Here is a 19468-nt window from a genome sequence, read left to right on the forward strand (position 1 = left end):
ACAAAACCAGTGGCTACAAACATTCCAAACACAAGAAATCATCGCGTTGAGCGGTGTGTAGAAACGCTGTCGCTGAGGAGTCGGCTTCCATGATCGAAAACTTCTGGAAGGATAAATATCCGTCTGGCATTGCTGCCGATATCGATCCGGATGAGTATCCAAACGTTCAGGCGGTATTGAAACAGTCCTGCGAGCGTTTCGCCAACAAACCTGCATTCAGCAACCTGGGCAAGACCCTCACTTACGGTGAGCTGTACGCATTGTCCGGCGCATTTGCCGCGTGGCTGCAACAGCACACCGACCTGCAACCGGGCGACCGTATCGCCGTGCAGTTGCCCAACGTGTTGCAGTACCCGATTGCGGTGTTCGGTGCGATCCGCGCCGGGCTGATCGTGGTCAACACCAACCCGCTGTACACCGCGCGGGAAATGGAACATCAATTCAACGACTCCGGGGCCAAGGCGCTGGTGTGCCTGGCGAACATGGCGCATCTGGCCGAGAAGGTCGTGCCCAAGACCGGCGTCAAACACGTCGTGGTCACCGAAGTCGCCGACCTGCTGCCGCCGCTCAAGCGCCTGCTGGTCAACAGCGTCATCAAGTACGTGAAGAAGATGGTGCCACCGTTCCATCTGCCCAAAGCCGTCAAGTTCAACGATGTGCTGGCGCTGGGCCACGGCAAGCCGGTCAACGACGCATCGCCCAAAGGCAGTGACGTGGCCGTGCTGCAATACACCGGCGGCACCACCGGCGTGGCCAAGGGCGCGATGCTGACCCATCGCAACCTGATCGCCAACATGCTGCAGTGCAAGGCGCTGATGGGCTCGAACCTCAACGAAGGTTGCGAGATCCTGATCACGCCGCTGCCGCTGTACCACATCTACGCGTTCACCTTTCACTGCATGTCGATGATGCTGATCGGCAACCACAACATCCTGATCAGCAACCCGCGCGACCTGTCGGCGATGGTCAAGGAGCTGTCGAAGTGGAAGTTCAGCGGCTTCGTCGGTCTGAACACGCTGTTCGTGGCGCTGTGCAACAACGCCGACTTCCGCAACCTGGATTTCTCCTCGCTGAAAGTCACCCTGTCCGGCGGCATGGCCCTGCAACAGGCGGCGGCCGAGCGCTGGAAAGAAGTCACCGGTTGCTCGATCTGCGAAGGCTACGGCATGACCGAAACCAGTCCGGTGGCCACCGTCAACCCGATCCAGAAGATCCAGATGGGCACCATCGGCATCCCGGTACCGTCGACCCTGTGCAAGACCATCAACGACGCCGGCGAAGAACTGCCGCTGGGCGAAGTTGGCGAGCTGTGCGTCAAGGGCCCGCAGGTCATGAAGGGCTACTGGCAGCGTCAGGAAGCCACTGATGAAATGCTCGATGCCGAAGGCTGGCTGAAGACCGGTGACATCGCGGTGATCCAGCCGGACGGCTACATGCGCATCGTCGACCGCAAGAAGGACATGATTCTGGTGTCCGGCTTCAACGTTTATCCGAACGAGCTGGAAGACGTGCTGGCGACCCTGCCGGGCGTGTTGCAGTGCGCGGCCATCGGCGTGCCGGACGAAAAGTCGGGCGAGGCGATCAAGATCTTCGTGGTGGTTCGTCCAGGTGCCACGCTGACCAAGGAGCAGGTGATGGAGCACATGCGCGCCAACGTCACCGCCTACAAGGTGCCGCGTAGCGTCGAGTTCCGCGATGCGTTGCCGACCACCAACGTCGGCAAGATCCTGCGACGCGAGCTGCGTGATGAAGAGTTGAAGAAGCTGGCCCTGAAAAAACCTGCCTGATTCGTCGCAACACCGACAGACCCCGCCCTCGTGCGGGGTTTGTTGTTTATGGCTGACGCCAAGTCCTGCCGACGCCCGCGCCTTGTTGACACACGCGATCCCCTGTAGGAGCTGGCTTGTCCTGCGAGCGGCTGCGAAGCAGTCGTAAACCCTGACGACTATGCAGTTCTGACACACCGCGTTTGCTGAATTTACGACGACTTCGTCGCCGCTCGCAGGGCAAGCCAGCTCCTACAGGGGATCGCGGGACAAGCCACGCTCCTACAAGGGGGAGCGTTTTGATCCATCGACCTGCATCCAGCCCCGCAAATCTGCGACAATCCGCGCCCTGAATTCAGACAGACAAGACTTCGCGCCCTGATGACCGACGAATCGCCTTCCATCGACCAACTGCTCAAGAACCTCGACCAGGCCATGACCGCTGACCGTCATCGCCTGCGTCGCCAGTTGCACGAACTGCGCAAGAAGCCCGACGAGGCGAAGCTGGCGCAGTGGGTCGAGCGCGTGCAGGCGTCGTTCGCCAAGGTCAACAGCCGCAAGCAGAGCCTGCCGGTCATTCGTTATGACGAGAACCTGCCGATCGCCGCCCGTCGCGACGAAATCAAGGCAGCGCTGCTCAAGCATCAGGTGCTGATCATCGCGGGCGAAACCGGCTCGGGCAAAACCACCCAGTTGCCGAAAATCTGCCTGGAAATCGGCCGCGGCCAGCACGGCCTGATCGGTCACACCCAGCCTCGGCGGATTGCGGCACGCAGTGTCGCCAGCCGGGTCGCCGAAGAAATCGGCACGCCGCTGGGTTCGCTGGTCGGCTATCAGGTGCGCTTCGAAGACCAGAGCGACGACAACACGCTGATCAAGCTGATGACCGACGGTATCCTGCTGGCGGAAACCCAGCACGACCGTTTTCTTGAACGCTACGACACGATCATCGTCGACGAAGCCCACGAACGCAGCCTGAACATCGACTTCCTGCTCGGTTATCTGAAAACCCTGCTGCCGCGCCGTCCGGACCTGAAAATCATCATCACCTCGGCGACCATCGACCTTGAGCGCTTCTCCGAGCACTTCGACAAGGCGCCGATCATCGAAGTCTCGGGCCGCACCTTTCCGGTGGACACCTGGTATCGCCCGCTGACCGCCGAGCAGGACGAAGAGGGCAACGCGGTCGAAAATGACCTGACCGTCGATCAGGCGATTCTCGCCACGCTGGACGAACTGGCCGCTTTCGAGCGCAGCGAACGCAAGTCGCCGGGCGACGTGTTGGTGTTCCTGCCCGGCGAGCGGGAAATCCGCGATGCCGCCGAAGTGCTGCGCAAGGCCCAGCTCAAACACACCGAGATCCTGCCGCTATATGCGCGGCTGACCCCGGCGGAACAGCAGCGCATCTTCCAGTCCCACCCGGGTCGGCGCGTGGTACTGGCGACCAACGTCGCGGAAACCTCGCTGACCGTGCCCGGAATCCGTTATGTGATCGACACCGGCACTGCGCGGATCAGCCGTTACAGCTATCGGGCCAAGGTCCAGCGTCTGCCGATCGAAGCGATCTCCCAGGCCAGCGCCAACCAGCGTAAAGGCCGTTGCGGCCGGGTCGAGCCGGGCCTGTGCGTGCGCCTGTACAGCGAAGAGGATTTCCTCTCACGCCCCGAATTCACCGATCCGGAAATCCTGCGCACCAACCTGGCGGCGGTCATTTTGCAGATGCTCCACCTGCGTCTGGGGCAGATCACCGATTTCCCGTTCATCGAGCCGCCGGACGGCAAGGCCATCAGCGACGGTTTCAACCTGTTGCAGGAGCTGTCGGCGGTCAATCGCGAAAACCAGCTGACCCCGCTGGGCCGCCAGCTGGCGCGTCTGCCGGTGGACCCGCGCATGGGCCGCATGCTGCTGGAAGCGGCGAAGCAGGGCAGCCTGCAGGAAGTGCTGATCGTCGCCAGTGCCATGTCGATCCAGGACCCGCGCGAGCGGCCGCCGGAGCGCCAGCAGGCCGCCGATCAGGCCCACGCGCAGTGGAAGGATCAGGATTCCGACTTCGCCGGGCTGGTCAATCTGTGGCGCGGTTTCGAGGAACAGCGCCAGGCGCTGGGTTCAAGCCCGCTGCGCAACTGGTGCCGACGCAACTTCCTCAACTATTTGCGGCTGCGTGAGTGGCGTGACTCCCATCGCCAGCTCAGCCTGATCTGCCGTGACCTGCAATTGACGGTCAACAAGGAACCGGCGGATTTCCCGAAATTCCACAAGGCGGTGCTGTCCGGTCTGCTCAGCCAGATCGGGCAGAAAACCGAAGAAGGCGATTACCTCGGCGCCCGCCAGCGGCGGTTCTGGGTGCATCCTTCTTCGGGCCTGGGTCGCAAACGCCCGCAATGGATCATGGCCGCCGAACTGGTGGAAACCACCAAGCTCTACGCGCGGATGGTGGCGAAGATCGAGCCGGACTGGATCGAGCCGCTGGCCGGTCACCTGCTGAAGAAAAACCACTTCGAACCGCACTGGGAGAAGAAGCGCGGCCAGGTCGTGGCATTCGAGCAGATCACCTTGTTCGGCCTGATCGTGGTCGGACGGCGCCCGGTGCATTTCGGTCCGGTCGACCCGGTGGTGTCCCGCGAGCTGTTTATCCGCGAGGCACTGGTGCGCGGCGAGATCCAGTCGCGGGCCAGGTGCCTGAGCGCCAACACGAAGCTGCTGGAACAACTCGACGAACTGGAAGCCAAGGCCCGTCGCCGCGATATTCTCGCCGACGAGGAAACCCTGTACCGCTTCTACGACGAGCGTCTGCCGGCGGAAATCCACCAGACCGCGACGTTCGACGCCTGGTACCGGATGGAGAGCCAGAAGAACCCGCAACTGCTGATCATGCGCGAGGAAGACGTGCTGGCCCGCGAGGCCAGTGAAGTCACCGCCAATCAGTACCCGGACACGCTACGGCTGGGTGAATTGACCCTGGCGCTGAGTTATCACTTCGAGCCGAACCACCCGCGTGACGGCGTGACCCTGCGCGTGCCGGCGCCGTTGCTGCTGTCGCTGCCGGCCGAGCGCCTGGAATGGCTGGTGCCGGGTCTGTTGGAAGCCAAATGCGTGGCGCTGGTGCGTAACCTGCCCAAGGCATTGCGCAAGAACTTCGTGCCGGTGCCGGACTTCGTCAAGGCAGCGCTGCAACGTATGGTCTTCGCCGACGGCTCGCTGCCCCAGGCACTGGGCCGCGAACTGCTGCGCATGACTGGCGCACGGGTGCCGGACGAGGCCTGGAGCGAGTCGGCGACTCAGGTGGAAAACCACTTGAAGATGAATCTGGAAGTGGTCGACGGCAACGGCAAGTTCCTCGGCGAAGGCCGCGATCTGGACGAACTGACCGCACGTTTTGCCGAAGCAGGGCAAGCCGCGCTGGCGGTGCCGCAATCGGTGAAAAGCCAGCAGCCGGTGGAAGCCAAGGGTTTTGCCAAGGTCGAGGAAAAGACCCAGCAGAAGATCGCCGGGCTGTCGATGACGGTGTATCCGGCGCTGGTTGAAGAGGGCGGCACGGTCAAGGAAGGTCGTTTCTCGACGCTCGCCGAAGCCGAATACCAGCACCGTCGCGCTTTGCAGCGTCTGCTGTTGCAGCAATTGGCGGAGCCGGCGAAATTCCTGCGCAGCAAACTGCCGGGTCAGACTGAGCTGGGCCTGCTGTACCGCGACATGGGCCGGGTCGATGCGCTGATCGAAGACATTCTGCTGGCCAGCCTCGACAGCTGCATTCTCGACGGCGAAACCAGCCTGCCACGGGACGGCGCCGGCCTGTTGTCGCTGGCCGAACGCAAGCGCGGCAGCCTGACTGAGCACGCCGAGCGTCTGGCGAAGCTGACCCTGGACATTCTCAAGCTGTGGCACGGGCTGCAAAAGCGCTTCAAGGGCAAGATTGATCTGGCCCAGGCCGTGGCTCTGAACGATATCAAGGGGCAACTGGGCAAGCTGGTCTACCCGGGCTTCGTGCGCGAAACCCCGGCGCTGTGGCTCAAGGAGCTGCCGCGCTACCTGAAAGCCATCGAACTGCGTCTGGAAAAGCTCGGCAGCCAGGTGCAGAAGGACCGCGTGTGGAGCATCGAACTGGGCAACCTGTGGGCGCAATACCAGACCCGCGCCGATAAGCATGCCCAGGAAGGCAAGCGTGATCCGGAGCTGACGGTGTATCGCTGGTGGCTGGAGGAATACCGCGTATCGCTGTTCGCCCAGCAACTGGGAACCAAGGTGCCGATTTCCGACAAGCGCCTGAGCAAGCAGTGGAGCGCGGTGGAGGGCTGAGCACCGACCTGTAGGAGCCGGCTTGCTGGCGAAAGCGTTGTTTCAGTACCCATGATGTCGACTGATACACCGCAGTTCGCCAGCAAGCCGGCTCCCACAGTTGCAGTGACAGTGACGGTGACAGTTTCATATCGATCCGCGGCATTGCGCCGGCGGGATAGCGCCAAATACCAGCCGTTGTGGCACACTTTGCGACCTGAATTCCAAAAGCTTCACGAGATGTTTCCCGCTTGCGGGACCCTTTTTTATCGTTGCATTGGTACGGTCGTTCCAGAAGCGGCCGGTGCCGTGCTCGCACAGGCCCTTTGCCTGCTGCCGTCAACATAAGAGGAACGACCGTGTACGAAGTCGTGATCAGTGGCACAGGGCTTTTCACCCCGGCCAACAGCATTTCCAACGATGAGTTGGTGCAGTCTTTCAACACCTACGTCGCCCAGTTCAATGCCGACAATGCCGCCGCCATCGAAGCCGGCGAAGTCCAGGCGCTGACTGAATCGAGCGCAGCGTTCATCGAAAAGGCCAGCGGCATCAAGAGCCGTTTCGTCATGGACCGGGAAGGCATCCTCGATCCGCAGCGCATGAAACCGCGTCTGCCCGAGCGCTCCAACGACGAATGGTCGATCCTCTGCGAAATGGGCGTGGCCGCGGCCGAACAGGCGCTGCAACGCGCCGGCAAGACCGCCGCCGACATCGACGGGGTAATCGTCGCCTGCTCCAACCTGCAACGCGCCTACCCGGCGATCTCCATCGAAATTCAGGCGGCGCTGGGTGTGCAGGGTTTCGGCTTCGACATGAACGTCGCCTGTTCCTCGGCCACCTTCGGCATCCAGACCGCGTACAACAGCATCAAGCTCGGTCAGGCCCGCGCCCTGTTGGTGATCAGCCCGGAAATCTGCAGCGCGCACCTGAACTTCCGTGACCGCGACAGCCACTTCATCTTCGGCGATGCCGCCACGGCGGTGGTGGTCGAGCGTGCCGATCTGGCGACCTCGGCGCAGCAGTTCGACATCGTCAGCACCAAACTGCTGACCAGCTTCTCCAACAACATCCGCAACAACTTCGGCTTCCTCAACCGCACCGCCGAAGAAGGCGAGGGCAAGGCGGACAAGCTGTTCGTTCAGGAAGGCCGCAAGGTGTTCCGTGACGTCTGCCCGATGGTGGCGGAACTGGTGGGCACGCACCTGGGCGAGAACGACCTGAACGTCAGCGACGTGAAGCGCTTCTGGCTGCACCAGGCCAACCTGAGCATGAACCACCTGATCGTGAAAAAACTGCTGGGCCGCGACGCCAGCGTCGAAGAAGCGCCGGTGATTCTCGACACCTACGCCAACACCAGTTCGGCCGGTTCGGTGATCGCGTTCCACAAATACCAGGACGACCTGCCAAAAGGTGCGCTGGGTGTGTTGAGCTCGTTCGGTGCCGGGTATTCGATCGGCAGTGTGATCCTGCGCAAGAAGTGATTGCCGCCGGTTCCGGTCGCTGATCGGAATCGGCAACTGTGGGAGCGAATTCATTCGCGAAAGGTCTTTCAGGCGCCGCAAGTGTGTCGCTTGCACCGACTCATCGCGAATGAATTCGCTCCCAAATTTTTTTTCTGCACGGCATTGATGCCCACCAATAAAAACAGCCCGGTATCGACCTGTCGAAACGGATGATGGGGATCCGACAGGGCGATACCAGGCTGGGGGAGTCACCTCAGACCCTGAGGGAGCACTCAGGGCCTGCGGTTTTTAACTTGCCGCTTGAAGCGTGTCGCTTCCCGCCTTAGAACTTGGCGATAGCGTCGATCTGCAGGGTGTTGGCGTCTTCGTCACGCGGCAGAGCGGAAGTCGCGAAGTCTGCCTTGGTCAGGAAGTAAGTCGCGCCCAGGGAGAAGTTCTTGTCGATGTCGTAGGACACGCTGAACTTGTGACCACGGGAACCGGTGGTGCCGTTGGCGAAGTCGGAGTCGGTGAAGGCACCGACCACGGCGTTACGCTGAGTATCGCGGTAGTTGTAGTCCAGCGCGAAACCGAACACCTTGGTCTTCACGCCCGCCAGCCAGGCAGTGTCCTGGTTGCTGTCGGTGGCGCTGTTGACCACGTACTGACCATAGATGCCGACCGGTACTGGCAGGCTGGTCAGGTCCAGTTGACCGAAGCCTTCATACAGACGGAAGTCGTTGGTGTTGTTGCCGTTGATGCCCAGGCCACAGAAGGTGGTCGCAGTGCTGGCAGAGCCCGGGATACAGTCGTTGGAGTTCGAGTACTGGTACACCGAAGCACCCAGGGTCGCTTTCATGCCGTCGGTGATGGCGAAGCGGCTACCCAACTGAGCGGCGTTCAGGCGCAGGTCGTTCTTGAACTGAGTACCGTCACCGCTGATGTTGTCCTTGAGGGTGTAGGTACCGGCGCTACCGAACAGCTCGAAGCCCTTGCTGATCGGCAGGCTGTAAGTGGCTGCCAGACCTTCCGGGTTGATGTCGGCGTCCCAGATCACGTCGCCTTCGCTGACCCATGGCTGTGGCATCTTGCCGCCGATGATGTGCAGGTTCTGAACGGCAGTCGGGTGGAAGTCGATGTAACCCTGATCCAGCCACAGGTCTTTCTTGGTGAAGTAGTCGTTCAGGTCGACGTTGGTGGAGTTGGCCTTGTTGTCGCCACCGGTGGCGATACGGATACCGGTGCTGACTTGTGGGTTGATGTCGGTGTAGGCGCCCAGACGAACACGAATACGCTGACGGTTCTTGTCCTGGCTGTTGTTCTGGTCGTCGATCTTGACGGTTTCCTGGCGAACGCGGACGTCACCCTTGAATTGGGTCTTGGCGGCCCATGCCACTTTCTGTTCGAACGCCGACAGCTCGGAAGACTTGGCGGTCGCTGCGGCGATCTGATCGGCCTGGGCTTTCTGGGCTTGCGCTTGAGCCTGCTGATCCTTGGCCAGTTCGGTTTGCAGCTCGGTGTATTGAGCAGGCGAAATCGAACCGTTGGCCTTGAGCATGTCGAGCAGTTTCGCGTCGACTGCGGCGCTGGCCGGAACACTCAGGGCCAGCAGCATACCGCCACACAGGGCTGCCGCAGTTTTCGTGGAAGCAAGACGCATATCAATCTCCGTAGATGAGAGGGATGACAAAGCCATCCAGGGAACAACCGACCAAAACGGGCGGAAAAGAAATCGGCGCTTTTAGAACAGGGGGTTCTGAAAACAGGCGCCAGTATCACGGCCGTTTATGACGAAACGGTGGCTAAGTGATGGCATGTCGATGACAAGTGAAAAATCGTTGAACCCGCGAGCTAGAGCGCTGTCGCGGTAAATTTCATGTGCAAATTGTTTCAATAGGTGATACTGCGCAAACGTTGGCGCGGTGAGGCGGAGAGGTGTGATGGCGTTACATCGGTTGGACAGGTTGTCGGAACTGGCAACCGCAGAGTGGGATGCGCTGATACCCGGCGACTCGCCGTTTTTGCGCCACGCCTTTCTCAGCGCACTGGAAGACAGTGGCAGCCTCGGTCCGCGTTCGGGCTGGCGCGCCGAACACCTGTTGCACTATGAAAACGAAACGTTGATCGCCGCCCTGCCGGCTTACCGCAAGTGGCATTCCTACGGCGAATACGTGTTCGATCATGGCTGGGCTGATGCCTGTCGTCGCGCCGGCATCGCCTATTACCCCAAGCTGCTGGTGGCCGTGCCGTTCAGCCCGGTGAGCGGACCGAGGCTGCTGGCAAAGCGCCCGGAAGATGGCCGGGAACTTCTGGCGGCGGTGCCGGGCTATGCCGAGATCGAAGGGCTGTCCAGCGTCCACGTCAACTTCACCGACCCGGTGGCCGACGCCTTGCTCGCCGAACAACCCGGCTGGTTGCAGCGCATCGGCTGTCAATACCACTGGCAGAACCGCGGCTACCGGGATTTTCAGGATTTCCTCGATGCCTTGAGTTCACGCAAGCGCAAACAGATGCGCAAGGAACGCGAGCAGGTGGCGGGGCAGGGCTTTGGCTTTGAATGGTTGCACGGCCATGAATTGAGCGAAGCGCACTGGGATTTCGTCTATGCCTGCTACGCCAACACCTATGAGGTCCGTGGGCAGGCACCGTACCTGACGCGGGAATTCTTCAGCCTGTTGGCCGAGCGCATGCCCGAGGCGATCCGCGTGGTGTTGGCGCGACAGGGCGCACGGCCGGTGGCAATGGCCTTCAGCCTGGTCGGCGGTGACAGTTTCTACGGGCGTTACTGGGGCTGCCTGGCCGAGTTCGACCGGCTGCATTTCGAGACGTGTTTCTATCAGGGCATGGATTACGCCATTGCTGAAGGCTTCAAGCGCTTCGATGCCGGGGCGCAGGGCGAGCACAAGCTGATTCGCGGATTCGAGCCGGTGATCACCCATTCCTGGCACCACCTGGCCCACCCCGGATTGCGCGAGGCGGTGGCGGGTTTTCTGGAGCAGGAGCGGGCGGGGATTCTGGCCTACGCCGAAGAGGCGCGCGCGGCGTTGCCGTATCGGCAAGCGTGATACACGTCCCTTGTAGGAGCTGGCTTGCCCTGCGAGCGGCGACGAAGTCGTCGTAAAATCTTTGCACGCGGTGTGTCTGACACTACCAATGCGTATGGATTTACGACTGCTTCGCAGCCGCTCGCAGGACAAGCCAGCTCCTACAGAGACCGTCGGCAAGCCGGATCGCCACGGGTTCTTTACTGCCGTCAGTCCACCCCCACAAACCCCCCGGTCTGATGCGCCCACAACCTTGCATACAGGCCTTTTTGCGCCAGAAGCTCTGCATGGGTGCCGCTTTCGGCGATCTGACCGTTCTCCAGCACCACCAGCCGGTCCATGCGGGCGATGGTCGACAGGCGGTGGGCGATGGCGATCACGGTCTTGCCCTGCATCAGGGTTTCCAGGCTTTCCTGAATCGCCGCCTCGACTTCCGAGTCCAGCGCGGACGTCGCTTCGTCCATGATCAGGATTGGCGCGTCCTTGAGCAGCACCCGGGTGATCGCGATGCGCTGGCGCTGACCGCCGGACAACTTCACCCCGCGCTCGCCGACATGAGCGTCCAGGCCGGTGCGGCCTTCGGCGTCCGACAGCAGCGGGATGAACTCGTCGGCACGGGCCCGGCGCATGGCTTCCCACAATTCCGCATCGGTGGCGTTAGGCTTGCCGTACAGCAGGTTGTCGCGGATCGAGCGGTGCAGCAGCGAGGTGTCCTGGGTGATCATGCCGATGTGCGAGCGCAGGCTTTCCTGGGTGACATGGGAAATGTCCTGATCGTCGATCAGAATCCGCCCGCCCTGCACGTCGTACAAACGCAGGAGCAGGTTGACCAAGGTCGATTTGCCGGCGCCAGACGGGCCGATCAGACCGATCTTTTCACCGGCGCGGATGTTCAGGTTCAGCGCCTGAATCACGCCCCGGCCCTTGCCGTAATGGAAATCGAGGTTCTCGAATTTCACTTCACCGCGCTCGACATGCAGCTTCGGCGCGTGGTCGCGGTCGGTAACGCCCACCGGCTGGGAAATGCTCTGCAGGCCGTCCTGGACCATGCCGATGTTTTCGAAGATGCCGTTGACCACCCACATGATCCAGCCGGACATGTTGACGATGCGGATCGCCAGACCGGTCGCCAGCGCGATGGCACCGACCGAGATCAGCGACTGGGTCCACAGCCACAGGGCCAGGCCAGTGGTCCAGACGATCAGGATGCCGTTGAGGGTGGTGATCACGGTGTCCATCTCGGTGATCACTCGGCCGGCGAGCTGGGTCTTCTCGGTCTGTTCGCTGATGGCTTCGCGGGCGTACTGCTGCTCGGAACTGGTATGGGCGAACAGCTTGAGGGTGGTGATGTTGGTGTAGCCGTCGACGATGCGGCCCATCAGCTTTGAGCGGGCATCGGACGACACCACCGAGCGCGCCTTGACCCGGGGCACGAAGTACCACAGCGCCAGAATGAAACCGAGAATCCAGCACAGCAACGGAATCATCAGGCGCCAGTCGGCCTCGGCGAACAGCACCAGCGCACCGATCGAATAGATCAACACGTGCCACATGGCATCCACCGTCTGCACAGCGGAATCGCGCAGAGCGTTGCCGGTCTGCACGATGCGCTGGGCGATGCGTCCGGCGAAGTCGTTCTGGAAGAAGTTCAGGCTCTGCTTGAGCACGTAACTGTGGTTCTGCCAGTTGATCATGCTGGTCATGCCGGGGCTGATGGTCTGGTGCACCAGCAGGTCATGCAGGGCGACGAAGATCGGTCGCAGGATCAGCGCGACGATCACCATCCAGGCCAGCTCGAAGGCATGCTCGCTGAAGAAGTTCGGATTCGGCGCGCCCTGGGCCAGGTCGATGATGCGGCTCAGGTAGTTGAACAGCGACACCTCGATCAGCGCGCCGATCAGGCCGACCACCAACAACGCGACGAAACTGGGCCAGACCTGGCGCAGGTAGTACACGTAGAAGGACACGACTTTGTTCGGCGGGGCCGCGGTGGGAGCGTCGCGGAAGATATCGATCAGTTGCTCGAAACGGCGATAGAACATTGGCTATGACGCCCACCCTTGAGCAGGCTCTCCTTTCTGCGGGACTGAGGATTCGTCCCCGATTCAGACCGCATGAATCCGCGAATGCTCACGGTTTATTCAAACGATCCGTCTTCCAAAAACCAGAAAGCCGGGCAAGTGCCCGGCTTTCGCGCACCTGCAACAGCTTAGTTCACGCGTTTGGCCGACTTAATGAAAATCGGGTCCAGCGGGACGTTCTGCATGCCCTGCTTGTTGCCGGTCTGCACGTTGACGATCTGATCGACCACGTCCATGCCTTTGACGACCTTGCCGAACACGGCATAACCGTAGTCACGCACACCGTGGTCGAGCATGGCGTTGTCGACGACGTTGATGAAGAACTGGCTGGTGGCCGAGTTGACGTCGGAGGTGCGCGCCATGGCGATGGTGCCACGGACGTTATGCAGGCCGTTGTCGGCTTCGTTCTTGATCGGGTCGTTGGTCGGCTTCTGCACCATCTGCGCAGTGAAACCACCGCCCTGGACCATGAAGCCCGGGATCACCCGGTGAAAGATGGTGTTGGAGTAGAAGTTGCTGTCCACGTACTTGAGGAAGTTCTGGGTACTGATCGGCGCCTTGTCCTGATCCAGCTCGATTTCGACCTGGCCGAAACTGGTGTCCAGCACGACATGCGGCGCCGTGGCGGCCATCAGGTTGGAAGCGAACAGCGCGGCAGCGGCGGTGAGGGCGATTTTCTTCAGCATGAGGCAGAGGTCCTGAATGGTTGTTCGACTGCAAACAGCTAGCAAGGGAAGCACGTTTGTGACGTTTTTGACAGGGGGGTAGCTCGTTCGGATGAATGTTTGATTCTTGCTTTGGAGCGCTGGCCTGTGGGAGGGAGCCCTGCTCGCGAAGGCGTCGGATCAGCCGACACCGGAACCGCAGACCAGATCGATTCCCGTAGCAGTCCGGCTTGCCGGCGGTTGCGATTGTGACAACGTCACCGCCGGCAAGCCGGACTGCTACGGGAGTGCGGCGGCTGGCTGCCGATGCGCCGCCAGAAACTCCAGCAACACCTGATTGAACTTGTCCGGCCGGTCCAGCGGTGTGGCATGGCGTGAATCCTCGATCACCACCACCCGCGCATCGCGTATCAGCGCGGCGTAGGCCTGTTTCAGGGCCACCGGGGTGTAGTCGCGATCGGCGGTGACGATCAACGTCGGGCAACTGATCCGCGACAGGTGCTCTTGCACGCCCCAGCCGACGATGGCGTCGAAACTGGCGAGGTACGCGCGCTTGTCGTTCTGCGCCCAGCGTCGGGCGACTTTTTCGCGCAACTCGGCCTGTTCCGGTTTCGGAAACAGGTTACGGCCCAGACCCTTGCCGATCGCCTCCATGCTGACCAGCCGCGCCAGCACCCAGCGCTTGGCCACCTGACGAAAGTCGCTGAAGCTCTTGACCTTCACCTGCGGCGAGCTGTTGACGATGCACAGACTCTTGAGCAGTGGCGGCTGATCCACCGCCAGCTGAAAACCGATCATGCCGCCCATCGACAGGCCGACCAGATGCACCGGGCCGGTCTGCAGGTGATCGAGCAAGGCTTCGATGTCGGCGCTGAAACCGGGGATGCTATAGCGCTCATGAGGCTTGTCCGACCGCCCGTGGCCGCGCACATCGACGGCAATCACCCAATAGCGCGCGGCCAGCGCCGGGATCTGGTATTCCCAGTCCTGCGCGCTGGAACCCAGCCCGTGGACCAGCAGCAAAGGCTCGCCCTGGCCGAAGGTTTCGTAATGCAGGGCACAACCGTCGTGTTCGAAGTAGGGCATGGTCAAACGTCCTTGTAGCAAGAGTGGAATACCACCTGTGGGAGCCGGCTTGCTGGCGAATGCGGTGTGCCATTCGCCATACGGGTGTCTGAGCAAATGGGTTCGCCAGCAAGCTGGCTCCTACAGGAAATCCGTATACGTTGAATCAAACCACCTGCTGCGGCGCCGCAAACGGCGCATCCAGCGGCGCGGTGTCGAAGGTGCGGATCAACTCCACCAGAATCTGCGTCGCCGGGCCCAGCGGTTTGTCCTTGCTGGCATAAAGATAGAACTGTGGACGGCGGCTGCCACCTTTATCCAGCGGCAGCATTTTCAGCACGCCTTCGCGCAGCTCCCGTTCGATCATGTGCCGTGGCAGCCACGCAAAGCCCAGCCCGCTGCTGACGAAGGTGGCGGCGGTGGCCAGACTGCCCACGGTCCAGCGCTGCTCAGCGCCGAGCCAGCCGACATCGCGCGGCTGATTGCGCCCGGAGTCGCGGATCACCACCTGCAGCTGGCTTTCCAGATCCTGAAAGTTCAGCTCGCGCTGCATCTGGTGCAGGGAGTGTTCCGGATGGGCCACGGCGACGAATTCGACGCCGCTCATTTCCGTGCCCAGATACCCCGGAATGCTGAAACCGCTGATCGCCAGGTCAGCCACGCCTTCGAGCAAGACCTCCTCGACCCCGGACAACACTTCTTCGCGCAGGCGCACGCGGCAGCCACGACTCTGCGGCATGAACGCGGTCAACGCGCGTACCAGGCGGGCGTTGGGATAAGCGGCGTCCACTACCAGGCGCACTTCGGCCTCCCAGCCTTGCTCCATGTGATGGGCCAGGTCTTCCAGCTGGCTGGCGCTTTTCACCAATTGCCGCGAACGGCGCAGCAGTACCTCGCCAGCCTCGGTCAGCACCGCCTTGCGGCCGTCGATGCGCAGCAGCGGCACACCCAACTGGTCCTGCATGCGCGCCACGGTGTAGCTCACCGACGATTGCGAGCGGTGCAGGGCTTCGGCGGCCTGGGCAAAGCCGCCGTGGTCGACGACCGCCTGCAGGGTGCGCCATTGATCAAGGGTCACGCGGGGCGCTTTCATCTATCGTTCCTGTTGTCCTAAAGTGGCGGTCCCTCACTGGAGACTGCCGCATGAAAAAATTCTGTTGTGTGCTGCTGGCGATGCTGCCCCTGACTGCGTTCGCGTATCCCATCGAAGTCGAGAAACAGATCAAGGGCGTGCAAATCGACTACAACAGCCATGACACCGCCTATGACATCGGCAACATCTCGGTGAACAACTACGGCGACGTGCCGGCCAAGTGCACCGTGGTGTTTCGCAACGGCCCGGAAGCACCGCGCACCCGTCGCGTGCAGGTGGCGCCGAAGAGCAGCACCGAGGTCACCGCCAAGTTCAACCGCGAGATCGTCAAGCTGCGTATCCAGCTGAGCTGCGAGCCGCAGTAAGCCCGATGTCCATGGCAGGGCAGGCAAGGCCTCTCTGCCAACAAAACAATTTATTAGATATTTAGCAGCAGTTTTTTACGCTTTTTTATCGATTTAGTCACGCTTAACCTTCACTCCATCGAATTCACACACTCATTCATTCGCTGGAGCCACCCACATGTCTCGCGTACTCGTCATCGAAAGCAGCGCCCGTCAGCAGGATTCCGTTTCCCGTCAACTGACTCGGCAATTCATCAGCCAATGGCGCAACGCCCACCCGGCTGACGAAATCACTGTGCGCGATCTGGCGGTCAAACAGGTGCCACACCTGGACATCGACCTGCTGGGCGGCTGGATGAAGCCACAGGATCAGCGCACCGCCGCCGAACAGGCTGCGCTGGAGCGCTCCAACGAACTGACCGACGAACTGATCGCCGCCGACGTCGTGGTGCTGGCTGCGCCGATGTACAACTTCGCGATTCCGAGCACGCTGAAATCCTGGTTCGACCATGTGCTGCGTGCCGGCGTCACCTTCAAGTACGGCGAAACCGGCCCGCAAGGCCTGTTGACCGGCAAGCGCGCTTACGTGCTCACGGCGCGCGGTGGCATCTACGCCGGCAGCACCCTGGATCACCAGGAACCCTACGTGCGTCAGGTGCTGGGTTTCATCGGTATCCACGACGTCACCTTCATTCACGCCGAAGGCCTGAACATGGGCGGCGACTTCTCCGAGAAAGGCCTGAACCAGGCGGTGGCCAAGCTCGCACAGGTGGCTTAATCGACCGTTAATGGCGGCGAGTGACACTGCTCGCGTCTCATCGACACCCCTTTGGCGCTCGAACCGCTCCTGAGTGCATTGCCCGATGACCTGCCAGATTGCGCCGGGTCATCGGGCTTTTTATTGGCCTGGGCACAGGCGGCACCCCCGTCTTTAGGTCGTATTGACGCGTGTATCACCCGCGCCAGAGCCTCCCGCCGTGCGTATCAACGGCACTGATGTTTGTTATTCGCACGCTTGGTTTTTCATCCCCCGGCCCGCCGCATAAAGTTACTCCATCGAAACGATTTAAACCCCTCTTCAAACTTAAACGACTTACCGGAGAATACGATCATGAAAAAGTCCATCGCCTTTGGTTTTGCACTCTCGATCCTGGCTACCGGTTCGGCCATGGCCAGCCCTGAAAAGACTTATCAGCGCGCCATCGTCGATGCTTCCAGCGCTACCGTTCTGGACAGCAAAGTTGCCAGCAAAGACGTGATCAAACCATTTGAAAGCAAAGCCGGCACCGTGATCGTTGCCCAGAACCGCAAAGAATTCGGTTCGCAGTATCAGCGTTACGAGTAAGTTTTGTGGTAACAACAAAAGCCCGGCAGATGCCGGGCTTTTTGTTTTATATGTTTTCCGTTAGTGAGTTGTGAATCGGATCCCCTGTGGGAGGGAGCTCTGCTCGCGAAAGCGCCAGGTCAGCCACTGCAATATTGATTGGACGAATGCTTTCGCGAGCAGGGCTCCCTCCCACGGGGATTTATGCCAGCCGGACTTCTTCCGCATCAATCGTGAACGCTGTGAAAGCCATGAAAAGCCTCGACTTAGAGCTATTCCTCTCGATATCAACCACGCTGATGTTGGCTATTCCGAAGCTTGGTTTCTCATCTCCCGTCACTCCGCATAAAGTTGCTCCAACGAAACGAATTAAACCCTCTTCAAACTCAAACGACTTACCGGAGAATACGATCATGAAAAAGTCCATCGCCTTTGGTTTTGCACTCTCGATCCTGGCTGCCGGTTCGGCCATGGCCAGCCCTGAAAAGACTTATCAGCGCGCCATCGTCGATGCTTCCAGCGCTACTGTTCTGGACAGCAAAGTTGCCAGCAAAGACGTGGTCAAACCTTTCGAAAGCAAAGCCGGCACCGTGATCGTTGCCCAGAACCGCAAAGAATTCGGTTCGCAGTATCAGCGTTACGAGTAAGTTTCGCGGTAACAACAAAAGCCCGGCAGATGCCGGGCTTTTTGTTTTTGTATGTTTTCCGCTAATCGCCTTGTTCACACAGTCCCCGTGGGAGGGAGCCCTGCTCGCGAAAGCGCCAGGTCAGCCACTGCAATATTGATTGGACGAATGCTTTCGCGAGCAGGGCTCCCTCCCACGGGGATTTATGCCAGCCGGACTTCTTCCGCATCAATCGTGAACGCTGTGAAAGCCATGAAAAGCCTCGACTTAGAGCTGTTCCTCTCGATATCAACCACGCTGATGTTGGTTATTCCGAAGCGTGGTTTCTCATCCTTCATCACTCCGCATAAAGTTGCTCCAACGAAACGATTTAAACCCTCTTCAAACTTAAACGACTTACCGGAGAATACGATCATGAAAAAGTCCATCGCCTTTGGTTTTGCACTCTCGATCCTGGCTGCCGGTTCGGCCATGGCCAGCCCTGAAAAGACTTATCAGCGCGCCATCGTCGATGCTTCCAGCGCTACTGTTCTGGACAGCAAAGTTGCCAGCAAAGACGTGATCAAACCTTTCGAAAGCAAAGCCGGCACCGTGATCGTTGCCCAGAACCGCAAAGAGTTCGGTTCGCAGTATCAGCGTTACGAATAAGTTTCGCGGTAACACCTAAAAGCCCGGCAGATGCCGGGCTTTTTTTATATGTTTCCCATTTTTATGTTGCAAACGCAGTCCCCGTGGGAGGGAGCCCTGCTCGCGAAAGCGCCAGGTCAGCCACTGCAACATTGACTGGACGAATGCTTTCGCGAGCAGAGCTCCCTCCCACGGGGATTTGTGTTGGGCATGAAGGCTGTGAACCCATGCAAGGCCTCGACCTAGAGCCTTCTCTCTCGATATCAACCACGCTGATGTTGGCTATTTCGAAGCATGGTTTCTCATCCCTCGTCACTCCGCATAAAGTTACTCCAACGAAACGATTTAAACCCTCTTCAAACTCAAACGACTTACCGGAGAATACGATCATGAAAAAGTCCATCGCCTTTGGTTTTGCACTCTCGATCCTGGCTGCCGGTTCGGCCATGGCCAGCCCTGAAAAAACTTATCAGCGCGCCATCGTCGATGCTTCCAGCGCTACCGTTCTGGACAGCAAAGTTGCCAGCAAAGACGTGGTCAAACCTTTCGAAAGCAAAGCCGGCACCGTGATCGTTGCCCAGAACCGCAAAGAGTTCGGTTCGCAATATCAGCGTTACGAGTAAGTTTCGCGGTAACAACAAAAGCCCGGCAGATGCCGGGCTTTTTGTTTATCCGGTGTAAAGCCAGATAGAACGAATGAATAAGGTCGATAGGGGAATGGCTATAATCAGCGCCCCTGATGTCTGGAATAAATAGCGGTGTTTTTTAATGCTTCGGTGATGGGCATACATTGAATCCAACAAAACGAAACACCCCCAACTTACCGGAGTGATCATCATGAAAAAATCCATCGCCCTTGGCTTCGCACTGTCGGTTCTGGCTGCCAGCTCGGCTTTCGCCGCGCCTCAAGCTTCCACCGCCGGCCAGACTATCGTTCTCGAACCGACCTATATCCACGCCACCGCCATCGACGCCAAAGCCGCTGACAAGCAAGCCGCCCAGCCTTTCGCCAGCTCGTCGTCGCACAGCGTGATCGTCGCCGAAGTGCGCAAAGAGTTCGGTTCGCAGTATCAGCGCTACGAGTGAGTTGCGCTGCAAGACCCCAAAAGCCCGGCGGAT

Annotated in this window: 18 protein-coding genes; 11 read left to right on the plus strand and 7 right to left on the minus strand. The window is 60.2% G+C overall.

Annotation, left to right across the window (positions count from 1 at the left end; genetic code table 11):
• Positions 1-89: 89 nt before the first annotated feature.
• The 3 genes from fadD1 (at position 90) to ACIPL0_RS05495 (ending at position 7519) form a co-directional block, all read left to right on the plus strand.
• The gene (fadD1, locus tag ACIPL0_RS05485; RefSeq protein WP_400592612.1) at positions 90-1787 is read left to right on the plus strand and encodes a long-chain-fatty-acid--CoA ligase FadD1; all 1698 of its coding nucleotides are present in this window, start codon (positions 90-92) and stop codon (positions 1785-1787) included.
• A gap of 360 nt (positions 1788-2147) precedes the next feature.
• Entirely contained in the window at positions 2148-6059 is a 3912-nt protein-coding gene (hrpA, locus tag ACIPL0_RS05490) for an ATP-dependent RNA helicase HrpA (RefSeq protein ID WP_400592609.1), read from the plus strand.
• Between the two features lie 338 nt (positions 6060-6397).
• Positions 6398-7519: a beta-ketoacyl-ACP synthase III gene (locus ACIPL0_RS05495; RefSeq protein WP_400592606.1), complete on the plus strand. Its 1122-nt coding sequence runs from the start codon at positions 6398-6400 to the stop codon at positions 7517-7519.
• Positions 7520-7823: 304 nt separating this feature from the next.
• Here ACIPL0_RS05495 and ACIPL0_RS05500 read toward each other — a convergent pair whose 3' ends face one another.
• A complete protein-coding gene (locus ACIPL0_RS05500; protein ID WP_400592603.1) occupies positions 7824-9140 on the minus strand; it encodes a putative porin in 1317 nt (438 codons plus the stop codon).
• A 280-nt stretch (positions 9141-9420) separates the two neighbouring features.
• Between ACIPL0_RS05500 and ACIPL0_RS05505 the strand changes: the two genes are divergently transcribed.
• Positions 9421-10545: a GNAT family N-acetyltransferase gene (locus ACIPL0_RS05505; protein ID WP_400592601.1), complete on the plus strand. Its 1125-nt coding sequence runs from the start codon at positions 9421-9423 to the stop codon at positions 10543-10545.
• Between the two features lie 188 nt (positions 10546-10733).
• Here the strand turns inward: ACIPL0_RS05505 and ACIPL0_RS05510 are convergent, their stop codons facing one another.
• The 4 genes from ACIPL0_RS05510 to ACIPL0_RS05525 all read right to left on the minus strand — a co-directional run bounded on the left by ACIPL0_RS05510 (position 10734) and on the right by ACIPL0_RS05525 (position 15428).
• Positions 10734-12566, minus strand: coding sequence for an ABC transporter ATP-binding protein (locus ACIPL0_RS05510; RefSeq protein ID WP_400592598.1), 1833 nt, complete (start codon positions 12564-12566; stop codon positions 10734-10736).
• 167 nt (positions 12567-12733) lie between these two features.
• Complete coding sequence (locus ACIPL0_RS05515; protein ID WP_400592595.1) at positions 12734-13291, minus strand: peptidylprolyl isomerase; 558 nt, start codon at positions 13289-13291, stop codon at positions 12734-12736.
• Positions 13292-13549: 258 nt separating this feature from the next.
• A complete protein-coding gene (locus ACIPL0_RS05520) occupies positions 13550-14356 on the minus strand; it encodes an alpha/beta fold hydrolase (protein ID WP_400592593.1) in 807 nt (268 codons plus the stop codon).
• A 145-nt stretch (positions 14357-14501) separates the two neighbouring features.
• Positions 14502-15428, minus strand: coding sequence for a LysR family transcriptional regulator (locus tag ACIPL0_RS05525; RefSeq protein WP_400592590.1), 927 nt, complete (start codon positions 15426-15428; stop codon positions 14502-14504).
• 50 nt (positions 15429-15478) lie between these two features.
• Between ACIPL0_RS05525 and ACIPL0_RS05530 the strand changes: the two genes are divergently transcribed.
• The 3 genes from ACIPL0_RS05530 (at position 15479) to ACIPL0_RS05540 (ending at position 17117) form a co-directional block, all read left to right on the plus strand.
• Positions 15479-15793 carry a 3-phosphoglycerate kinase gene (locus ACIPL0_RS05530; RefSeq protein ID WP_400592588.1) on the plus strand — a complete coding sequence of 105 codons (315 nt, stop codon included), beginning with the start codon at positions 15479-15481 and terminating at the stop codon, positions 15791-15793.
• 157 nt (positions 15794-15950) lie between these two features.
• Complete coding sequence (locus ACIPL0_RS05535) at positions 15951-16550, plus strand: FMN-dependent NADH-azoreductase (RefSeq protein WP_400592585.1); 600 nt, start codon at positions 15951-15953, stop codon at positions 16548-16550.
• Positions 16551-16883: 333 nt separating this feature from the next.
• Positions 16884-17117: a hypothetical protein gene (locus tag ACIPL0_RS05540; protein WP_400592582.1), complete on the plus strand. Its 234-nt coding sequence runs from the start codon at positions 16884-16886 to the stop codon at positions 17115-17117.
• Positions 17118-17298: 181 nt separating this feature from the next.
• Here ACIPL0_RS05540 and ACIPL0_RS05545 read toward each other — a convergent pair whose 3' ends face one another.
• Positions 17299-17511: a hypothetical protein gene (locus ACIPL0_RS05545; RefSeq protein ID WP_400592579.1), complete on the minus strand. Its 213-nt coding sequence runs from the start codon at positions 17509-17511 to the stop codon at positions 17299-17301.
• Here ACIPL0_RS05545 and ACIPL0_RS05550 point away from each other — a divergent pair.
• Positions 17510-17743, plus strand: coding sequence for a hypothetical protein (locus tag ACIPL0_RS05550; RefSeq protein ID WP_400592572.1), 234 nt, complete (start codon positions 17510-17512; stop codon positions 17741-17743). The two genes, ACIPL0_RS05545 and ACIPL0_RS05550, sit on opposite strands and share 2 nt — an antisense overlap.
• A 182-nt stretch (positions 17744-17925) precedes the next feature.
• Here the strand turns inward: ACIPL0_RS05550 and ACIPL0_RS05555 are convergent, their stop codons facing one another.
• Positions 17926-18138: a hypothetical protein gene (locus ACIPL0_RS05555; RefSeq protein WP_400592577.1), complete on the minus strand. Its 213-nt coding sequence runs from the start codon at positions 18136-18138 to the stop codon at positions 17926-17928.
• Between ACIPL0_RS05555 and ACIPL0_RS05560 the strand changes: the two genes are divergently transcribed.
• The 3 genes from ACIPL0_RS05560 (at position 18137) to ACIPL0_RS05570 (ending at position 19435) form a co-directional block, all read left to right on the plus strand.
• Complete coding sequence (locus ACIPL0_RS05560) at positions 18137-18370, plus strand: hypothetical protein (RefSeq protein WP_400592575.1); 234 nt, start codon at positions 18137-18139, stop codon at positions 18368-18370. The genes ACIPL0_RS05555 and ACIPL0_RS05560 overlap by 2 nt on opposite strands.
• Positions 18371-18738: 368 nt before the next feature.
• Positions 18739-18972, plus strand: a complete 234-nt coding sequence (locus ACIPL0_RS05565; RefSeq protein WP_400592572.1) for a hypothetical protein — start codon at positions 18739-18741, stop codon at positions 18970-18972.
• Between the two features lie 214 nt (positions 18973-19186).
• Positions 19187-19435, plus strand: a complete 249-nt coding sequence (locus ACIPL0_RS05570) for a hypothetical protein (protein ID WP_400592569.1) — start codon at positions 19187-19189, stop codon at positions 19433-19435.
• Positions 19436-19468 lie beyond the last annotated feature (33 nt).

Source organism: Pseudomonas sp. NPDC090208 (genome assembly GCF_044746785.1).
In the GTDB taxonomy this organism is placed as follows: domain Bacteria; phylum Pseudomonadota; class Gammaproteobacteria; order Pseudomonadales; family Pseudomonadaceae; genus Aquipseudomonas.

What these genes read in the sequence shown, in the direction of transcription:
- fadD1 (WP_400592612.1), top strand. Translation starts at nt 90, where the DNA reads ATGATCGAAAACTTCTGGAAGGATAAATATCCGTCTGGCATTGCTGCC.
- hrpA (WP_400592609.1), top strand. Translation starts at nt 2,148, where the DNA reads ATGACCGACGAATCGCCTTCCATCGACCAACTGCTCAAGAACCTCGAC.
- ACIPL0_RS05500 (WP_400592603.1), bottom strand. Translation starts at nt 9,140, where the DNA reads ATGCGTCTTGCTTCCACGAAAACTGCGGCAGCCCTGTGTGGCGGTATG.
- ACIPL0_RS05505 (WP_400592601.1), top strand. Translation starts at nt 9,421, where the DNA reads ATGGCGTTACATCGGTTGGACAGGTTGTCGGAACTGGCAACCGCAGAG.
- ACIPL0_RS05510 (WP_400592598.1), bottom strand. Translation starts at nt 12,566, where the DNA reads ATGTTCTATCGCCGTTTCGAGCAACTGATCGATATCTTCCGCGACGCT.
- ACIPL0_RS05515 (WP_400592595.1), bottom strand. Translation starts at nt 13,291, where the DNA reads ATGCTGAAGAAAATCGCCCTCACCGCCGCTGCCGCGCTGTTCGCTTCC.
- ACIPL0_RS05520 (WP_400592593.1), bottom strand. Translation starts at nt 14,356, where the DNA reads ATGCCCTACTTCGAACACGACGGTTGTGCCCTGCATTACGAAACCTTC.
- ACIPL0_RS05525 (WP_400592590.1), bottom strand. Translation starts at nt 15,428, where the DNA reads ATGAAAGCGCCCCGCGTGACCCTTGATCAATGGCGCACCCTGCAGGCG.
- ACIPL0_RS05530 (WP_400592588.1), top strand. Translation starts at nt 15,479, where the DNA reads ATGAAAAAATTCTGTTGTGTGCTGCTGGCGATGCTGCCCCTGACTGCG.
- ACIPL0_RS05535 (WP_400592585.1), top strand. Translation starts at nt 15,951, where the DNA reads ATGTCTCGCGTACTCGTCATCGAAAGCAGCGCCCGTCAGCAGGATTCC.
- ACIPL0_RS05540 (WP_400592582.1), top strand. Translation starts at nt 16,884, where the DNA reads ATGAAAAAGTCCATCGCCTTTGGTTTTGCACTCTCGATCCTGGCTACC.
- ACIPL0_RS05550 (WP_400592572.1), top strand. Translation starts at nt 17,510, where the DNA reads ATGAAAAAGTCCATCGCCTTTGGTTTTGCACTCTCGATCCTGGCTGCC.
- ACIPL0_RS05545 (WP_400592579.1), bottom strand. Translation starts at nt 17,511, where the DNA reads ATGATCGTATTCTCCGGTAAGTCGTTTGAGTTTGAAGAGGGTTTAATT.
- ACIPL0_RS05560 (WP_400592575.1), top strand. Translation starts at nt 18,137, where the DNA reads ATGAAAAAGTCCATCGCCTTTGGTTTTGCACTCTCGATCCTGGCTGCC.
- ACIPL0_RS05555 (WP_400592577.1), bottom strand. Translation starts at nt 18,138, where the DNA reads ATGATCGTATTCTCCGGTAAGTCGTTTAAGTTTGAAGAGGGTTTAAAT.
- ACIPL0_RS05565 (WP_400592572.1), top strand. Translation starts at nt 18,739, where the DNA reads ATGAAAAAGTCCATCGCCTTTGGTTTTGCACTCTCGATCCTGGCTGCC.
- ACIPL0_RS05570 (WP_400592569.1), top strand. Translation starts at nt 19,187, where the DNA reads ATGAAAAAATCCATCGCCCTTGGCTTCGCACTGTCGGTTCTGGCTGCC.